Annotated in this window: 5 protein-coding genes; 1 reads left to right on the plus strand and 4 read right to left on the minus strand. The window is 49.0% G+C overall.

Features of this window, described 5'->3' with window-relative positions; translation table 11 throughout:
• Positions 1-91 precede the first annotated feature (91 nt).
• From AB4Z33_RS02550 to AB4Z33_RS02565, 4 genes are read right to left on the minus strand one after another with little or no spacing between them, the layout of a single operon-like run.
• Positions 92-418 (minus strand): L-rhamnose mutarotase, encoded by a 327-nt coding sequence (locus tag AB4Z33_RS02550; RefSeq protein ID WP_442048384.1) that lies wholly within the window; start codon positions 416-418, stop codon positions 92-94.
• The gene (locus AB4Z33_RS02555) at positions 402-2,063 is read right to left on the minus strand and encodes a response regulator transcription factor (protein ID WP_442048385.1); all 1,662 of its coding nucleotides are present in this window, start codon (positions 2,061-2,063) and stop codon (positions 402-404) included. Before AB4Z33_RS02555 ends, AB4Z33_RS02550 begins: the two co-directional genes overlap by 17 nt.
• Positions 2,064-2,079: 16 nt before the next feature.
• Positions 2,080-3,906: a cache domain-containing sensor histidine kinase gene (locus tag AB4Z33_RS02560; RefSeq protein WP_442048386.1), complete on the minus strand. Its 1,827-nt coding sequence runs from the start codon at positions 3,904-3,906 to the stop codon at positions 2,080-2,082.
• A 4-nt stretch (positions 3,907-3,910) separates the two neighbouring features.
• Positions 3,911-4,942, minus strand: a complete 1,032-nt coding sequence (locus AB4Z33_RS02565) for a substrate-binding domain-containing protein (protein WP_442048387.1) — start codon at positions 4,940-4,942, stop codon at positions 3,911-3,913.
• Between the two features lie 452 nt (positions 4,943-5,394).
• Between AB4Z33_RS02565 and AB4Z33_RS02570 the strand changes: the two genes are divergently transcribed.
• Positions 5,395-6,576, plus strand: a complete 1,182-nt coding sequence (locus AB4Z33_RS02570; protein ID WP_442048388.1) for an IS256 family transposase — start codon at positions 5,395-5,397, stop codon at positions 6,574-6,576.
• The last annotated feature ends 527 nt before the right edge of the window (positions 6,577-7,103 follow it).

Below are 7,103 nucleotides of genomic sequence, written 5' to 3' on the forward strand. Positions count from 1 at the left end.
GAACGGGTGACAGAGTCTCAGGTCTAACTCATTCCTTGGTTGGATATTATTTTCAATTCGTTAACTGTCGCCGTCCTTTGGCGGCATACGTTTAATTYAAGTAAAATACTTCTCTCATCGGCTTGATCGGCTCTGCCTCATGGAAGTCGAATGATCCCTCGACCATCGTCGACGTAATCGCATTCCAGCGATTGCATGCCTCGCTCTCCGCGATGAGCCGGAACGCCTCTTCCACATCGTCGCATTCAAAGCAATAGAAAAACTGATTGCCGTTCTGGAAAATTGAATAATTGCGTATGCCTGCCCGGGAATGCTCGCTCATGATTTCCGGCCAAGGGTCCAGATGCATCCTCACGTATTCCTCCAGACATTCCTCCTTGATCTTCCATGTCCATGCGAATTTATTGCTCGTCGTCATCTTTGCCTGCTCCCTTCGGTTCAATATTGGTAGATTCTCTATATTGGGATGGCGTCATCCCTAGCTTCTGCTTGAACAGCTTGCTGAAATATTTCACGTCTTGATAGCCTACTCTACCGCTAATATCATGCAGCTTAAGCCGCGTGTCCCGCAGCAGCTCTTTCGCATGATCAATGCGAAGCCGCGTGAGAAAATCGAGCACCGTCTCTCCGGTCTGCATTTTGAAATATTCACTGAAGTAAGTCGGATTCATATAGACGTGATCGGCGATTTTTTTTATCGTGATATCCTCAGCAACATGATCGGTGATCCAACGCTTAGCTTGATCGATCACCTTGACGTTGCTTGTCTGTCGCGACTTGATGATGTCATGAATGACCGACTCGGCCAAATGCCAGGTGCAAGATTTCAGCTCATGAAGGCTGGCTGCTCTCTTAACCATCTGAATCTCTTCCATAATCGCTGACGAATCGGGCAAGCCCCTCGTATTCTCCAGCAGGGCCGAATGAATCAATATAACCGCATGGAGCACAGCCGCCTGGATACGGGAAGGACTCTCCATCATCTCTACTTGTTCAAAAAATTGCTTGCAAGCCTTCAACGCATCAGCCTCGTTAGCCTGATCAACCGCCCGCTTGAGCTTCTGAGAGAGAATGGCCGCTTCCTTCCCATGCTGATCGGCATCGCCTTCCTCGGACCGTTCGGCCGAATGGAAGATTTGGTTGCCGCCATACACATAACGGTAGTTCATACGCGCGAGTGATTGACGCTTAGCCTCCGGAAGAAGATATAGCTCCTCGATCGTCTGACCATAGGCGATCGATACCGTGAAGGGAGTGTACGCTCGAATCGAGGCTCGTATTTGCTCTGCCAATTGGCGGGCCGTTGCCTCTATCGCAACGTCCGACTGCTCACCCTGAACGAGCACCCAAAAGTCTGATTCCCCGCCGAAGTAACACCATCCTGTTCGACCGGAATGAGCCAGCTCCGTCTCAACGACCTCCGAAATAATATTTTCGAGCGCATAGAAGTACGCTTTCCAGTCACTGGACGTATATGTTCTCGTCTTGACAGGCAGCGCGTCCAGACGGACCAGCAGAAGAATATATTGACCGCTCGGGAACTCATCCACCCAGCAGCCCAGATTCGTCATGTTAATATCCGCCGACGTAATATAGCTTAAGGTCTGAATTTGACGTGTCTTCGCCAGCTTCTCCGTATCCCGCTCCAGCTCGCCTCTCGTCAAGGCATGATAGCGATCCCGTGTAATAATGTCGCGCAGCTCCAGCATCCGGTGGCGGAACTGCTCCCGGTCGAGCGGTTTCAATATATAGTCGAGAGCCCCTTCCCGCAGGGCGGTCTGCAAGTAAATGAAGTCGTCAAAGCCGCTTATGAGGATAGGATAGATCGGGTACAGCTTCTTCGCTTCCTTGATTAAGGTAAGGCCGTCCATCTCCGGCATCTTCACGTCGGTAATTAACAGATCGACCCCTCCCTCATGCTCCTGCAGAAGCTGCAGCGCCTCCCGGCCGTCCCCCGCCGTCGCTACGACCTCCCAGCCTTCCCCGAGAGACTGGACATGGCGCTCGATCCCCCTCCGAATGCGAGGCTCGTCATCCACAATTAACGTTCTGATCGTTCTCATCGTTCACCTCTCACCCTCACCCCGGAAGCTCATTCTGATCGTTCTCATAAGGCTGCGTATTCATCGGTATACGTATGATGATTTCTGTTCCAAGCCCTTCTATACTATGCATTTGCAGACCGTATTCCGAACCATGCATCATCTTGATTCTCGCATTCACATTGCTTAAGCCGAATTGCGAGCTCTTGTGCTGGAACGATTCGTTCTTCAGCAGCTTCTCCAGCTCCATGAGGCGCTCTGCCGATATGCCCGGCCCATTGTCTCGAATACGGAATACCATTTCCACATTGCCCGACTGTGCGCCGAATTCCTGTCCAATCGAAATTTGGATTTCGAGCTTTCTGCGCTTTTCCAGCCCGTGCTTGATCGCATTCTCTACAACCGGCTGAAGGATGAACTTGGGCGAATACAGGTTCTGCAAATCTCCTGCTCGCTGCTCGACGATCTCGAAAGCCAGCCGATCCTCGAAGCGGAACTTCTGAATCGTCAAATAATCCCTCACATGCTGCACTTCTTCCGCGATCGTGACCGATCTGCTTAGGTTGCTGACGGAGAAGCGCAGCATGCGGCCAAGCAGCGTAACCATATCGACAACCGCTTCGGTCTCGCCCTCTTCCACGGCCATGCCGATCGTCTCCAGCGTATTGTACATAAAATGGGGATTGATCTGCGATTGCAGCGCGTACAATTCCGCTTCTTTTTGGCGAATTTCGATTTGGTAGTTTTTTTGAATCAAATCCCGGATCGTCGTGATCATCGAGTTCAGGCTCGTTGCGAGCGTGCCGATCTCGTCCCTGCTTTGCAATTCGTAATTGACCTGGAACTTGCCCATCTCCACGTTCTTCATCATACTGCTAAGCCGTTTAAGCGGCTGGATGAACTTCCACGAGAAATAGACGAAGACGACCGCCGTAAGCAGGAAAATACTGAGCAGGAGTACGCCGTTCCACTTCTGAATCGCGTCCACCTCGCTCGTCAGCTTCTTTATCGGAAGACTGTGTACCAGTATAAACCCGCGTGAGGACTGATTGAGACTAATCAATGAAGGAGTGTCCGGACCTTTCGTACGGAAGCTTCCGTTCAGCAGCGGATAGGACTTCTTATTCGTATCCACCGTTCCGATCATAGCTGGATTCGTATGATAGACGATCAATCCCGATTCGTTCATCAGCCACATCTTGCCTTCGCCTTCTTCATCGCTTTCGATGTTGCGGAAGATGCGGTCAATAAACGAAAGGTCGATGGCAATGAACATGCTTCCTAACATTTTGCGGTTATCGGTATCGAAGAGCTGCTTCTTAATCATGACGTACGGTATTTTATTGGCGAAGTGAAGCTTCACTTCCTCCTGCTGAATAAGCCGCCCCTGCCACTGCGTCGGTTCAGATCCGCTATAGCGCCTAAGCTGCCATTTCCAATCCTGCTCTTGAAATACCCATTTGGAGCTATAATAGAGCTGATCGCCCAAGAGCACGTACACGCCGAGCACATCAGGATTGCTGCCGTTCACGTACGTTTGGCTCAAATAATCATTCATATAGGCGGTGTCTCTTTCCAGCAGCGCCCTGTCCGATTTATCCTCACGCCTCAGTATCGCAAGCGCTTGCTCGGAGTCCGATATCCATTCCGAAAGCCCGCCGAGCTGCTGAATATGCTGTTCGATATCATGGTTCGCCTGATTCAAAAACTTAGGCATATATTCACCGAGCGGATCTTGGACCGACTTGGCATAATGCGAATACGAAAACAATCCAATCAGCGCAATAGGTACGACTGTCAGCAGCAAGTAAGTGATTAGCAGCTTGGAGCTTAATCTCAGCTCGCGAACTCGAAACTTCCTCATCCTACTAAAAATCATATTGATTCACATTCTCCCGGGTAAAATCAATCGGCTCATCCATAATGACCGTATTGCCGAGCATCCGTATAGTACCGACACCTGGAACATCCTGACCGTCTGTCGGATATATACCGCTTGCCAAACCACTGGCTAGCGCTACCGTAACATAACCCAGCTTCTTGGGACTCCATAACGTCGCCGCCTGCACCGAACCGTCCCGCAAGTATTTGCTAATCACTGACGGTGAATAAAGTCCGGTTACTTTCACATTGCCGGCTTGGCCTGCTTGCTTAACCGTCTCCGCTGCAGCCGCTTCGTCCATCGAATAAAGATCAATCACGCCTTCGATGTCAGACTCGCTTGTCAGCACACCCTTGAGGTCTGCCGCAACCTTTATAAGCTCAAGCTTCATATCGGGATAGTACTCGTCAGCTTGCACTTCAATCCACTTGAGGAGCTCAGTGGATTTCGCATCGTTATGCGTTCCGCTAAGGACAACAAACTTCCCTGTCTCTCCCATTGCCTGTGCCATATTATCCATCAGATGTCTGCCCAGTGCTTCTGTATCAACTTGATTGACGAAGAAATCCCGGCCCTTCAGCATCGTATCCGCATCCCATGTCACTACCCTTATTCCATGATTCTGAGCTTTCACAAGAACGGGGATAAGCTTCTCCGGGTCTATGGCAGAGATCGCGATGACATCAACTTCCTTCTTTATTAACTGCTCGACAACTTCAATCTGCTGCTGCGCAGTTGGCGGCTCTGGATTATCGAACGTTACCTCTACATTTAATTGAGTAGCTGCCTCCCTAGCCCCTTCTTCGGCATTGGCGAAATAAGGTCCGTTATTCCTTCCTACCATCGCAATCATATGAAGGCCTGAATCGTGTTGTTCTTCAGGTTCAATGGCAGCCGGGCGAGAGTGCGATTCCAGCGTGTATACGACTTCATAGCCGTTAGCAGAATGTGCAGCGCAGCCTGTGATCATAGCCATGGCAACGATTAGCCAAATAAGCTGCAGTGGTTTGTATCCCAACTTCCACTCCTCCCTCTTAGAGCTCCGTTTAAACCTCAAAAATGTAAACGCTATCAAATACATAAGCACGTTTCTTTGTTATGTCTAATTATAAGAGCATGATTGAAGACGTAAAGCTTTTATTTGATTCGTGAGAAAAGACTCGCAGCTTAGAGGCTGCGAGCCTTTGTCTAGGTGAATGAATTTCCAATTCGCAATTTGATTGGATTTCATACAGGCTAAAGAGCTGAATAATGATAATTAAGCATTTTGATTGGATTTCATACAAGCTAATGGGGCTATATTAGCGGAAATGAGCAAAATGGGCGAATTAGGTTGTATGTTTTCCAACCAAAGGTACTTAATTAGATGACGTAAAATTGTTTGTGTACCAAGATTTGTAGCCTTGTCGGACAACAAAAAAGTAGGGTATCCTCGGGGTTGCTGAAGCCACCAGAGAAAGGACCCTACCGATGACTAATATACCCGAAAACATGCTCACTAATCTATTTGAAAATCTTGTTACTCAGTTTGTACAAGACAACCTTGAGCGCATTATGCGTGCTGAGATCGCAGCCTTCATGGAAACAGACGAGTCCGGCCGGCACAACAGTCGCAATGGCTATTACAAGCGCACCCTTCACACGAAATACGGGAACATAGAGGAGTTGTCAGTCCCACGGGATCGTAATGGCCTATTTCAAACCCAAGTCTTTGAACCGTATCAGCGCCGTGACGGCTGGCTGGAGGAAGCCGTTATCCAAATGTACAAAAGTGGAATGGGCACCCGCGACGTCGCTCGCTTCATTGAAAGCATGTTTGGCAGCCACTATTCCCCCACCACGGTGAGCAACATTACCGCTACCGTACTCGAGGACATTAAAAATTGGCAAGCCCGGCCGCTTCAGAAACGTTACTCCGTCATTTACTTAGACGGGCTATACATCAAGTTGAAACGCAGCACGGTGAGCGGAGAGGTCATCTACTTCGCTATGGGTATCGACGAAGACGGACGACGCCAGATTCTCGGTTTCTACATCGGTGGCCAGGAGAGTTCTAACGGGTGGCGCGAGGTGCTGAAAGATCTCTACAGCCGAGGGGCCAAAGAAGTGCTGCTCGGCGTGTTCGACGGCCTTCCCGGATTGGATGAGGCTTTCCGGGAGACCTATCCGAAAGCTGAYGTGCAGCACTGCATTGTACACAAGGTCCGGGCGACTTTCCCTAAGATCCGTGTTGAACATAAGACTGACGTGATCAACGATCTGAAGATGATCTACAATGCGAAAGATCACGACTTGGCTCTCGCTGCTTTCGACACGGTTAAAGACAAGTGGGGCAAGCTTTACCCGAAAGAGATGAAGTCCTGGGAGAGTCAATTGTCTACCCTGCTAACGTTCTACAAGTACCCGGAAGCGATTAAGAAGGCGATCCACACTTCGAATGCCATCGAGCGAATGAACAAAGAATTCCGAAAGCGGCTCAAGCCCATGAACAGCCTGACGAACATGGATGCGGCTGAGAAGGTCGTCTACTTGCAAAGTATTGAATACAACGAGATGTATGCGGAACGCATCATACCCGGATTCGGTATGCCGGAAGTCAAAAAGAAGCTTGCTGAGATGTTCGAGAGACGCTATTCACAATCTAACGATTAACCAATAACTCCCAAATCTATGGTGGGGCTGACCCCCTACCTGCAAAAACGTCAGAACATTCAGACATAACAGTTACCCATCGTCTCGATGGATATTCCTACCTTCTTACACAAACTTCTTGACGCTACCCATGATGGCCTCTTCTCTACTATGGGGACATACACCCCGTTCTATTTAATATTAAATTAACTTTAGAATATTTGAAATTCGCTAACTTTTGACGTATTCCTGCTAGACATTCGACAATCATCCATTTGCTTAACGCCTGCCCACAGTCTACAACTTTATTCGTCATCCACGTTAAACTGCCAGTTAGCTCAACAAAGAGGCAGCCGATCGTATGGCCGGCTACCTCGGTGTAGTTATTCTGCTAACGTCTTCCGTTAGTTGAATACACGTACCTTGTTATTTTACCGATTRGGCTATCTTAAACATACTCTTTTCGGGTAAATAACTTAACATTTCAATATAGGTACCATCCTGTATCCATCGTAAGTAACCGCCTGGTGTTTTATCTGCCCAAGGCG

Source organism: Paenibacillus sp. 2TAB19 (genome assembly GCF_052115185.1).
Taxonomy (GTDB): domain Bacteria; phylum Bacillota; class Bacilli; order Paenibacillales; family Paenibacillaceae; genus Pristimantibacillus.

What these genes read in the sequence shown, in the direction of transcription:
- AB4Z33_RS02560 (WP_442048386.1), bottom strand. Translation starts at nt 3,906, where the DNA reads ATGAGGAAGTTTCGAGTTCGCGAGCTGAGATTAAGCTCCAAGCTGCTA.
- AB4Z33_RS02555 (WP_442048385.1), bottom strand. Translation starts at nt 2,063, where the DNA reads ATGAGAACGATCAGAACGTTAATTGTGGATGACGAGCCTCGCATTCGG.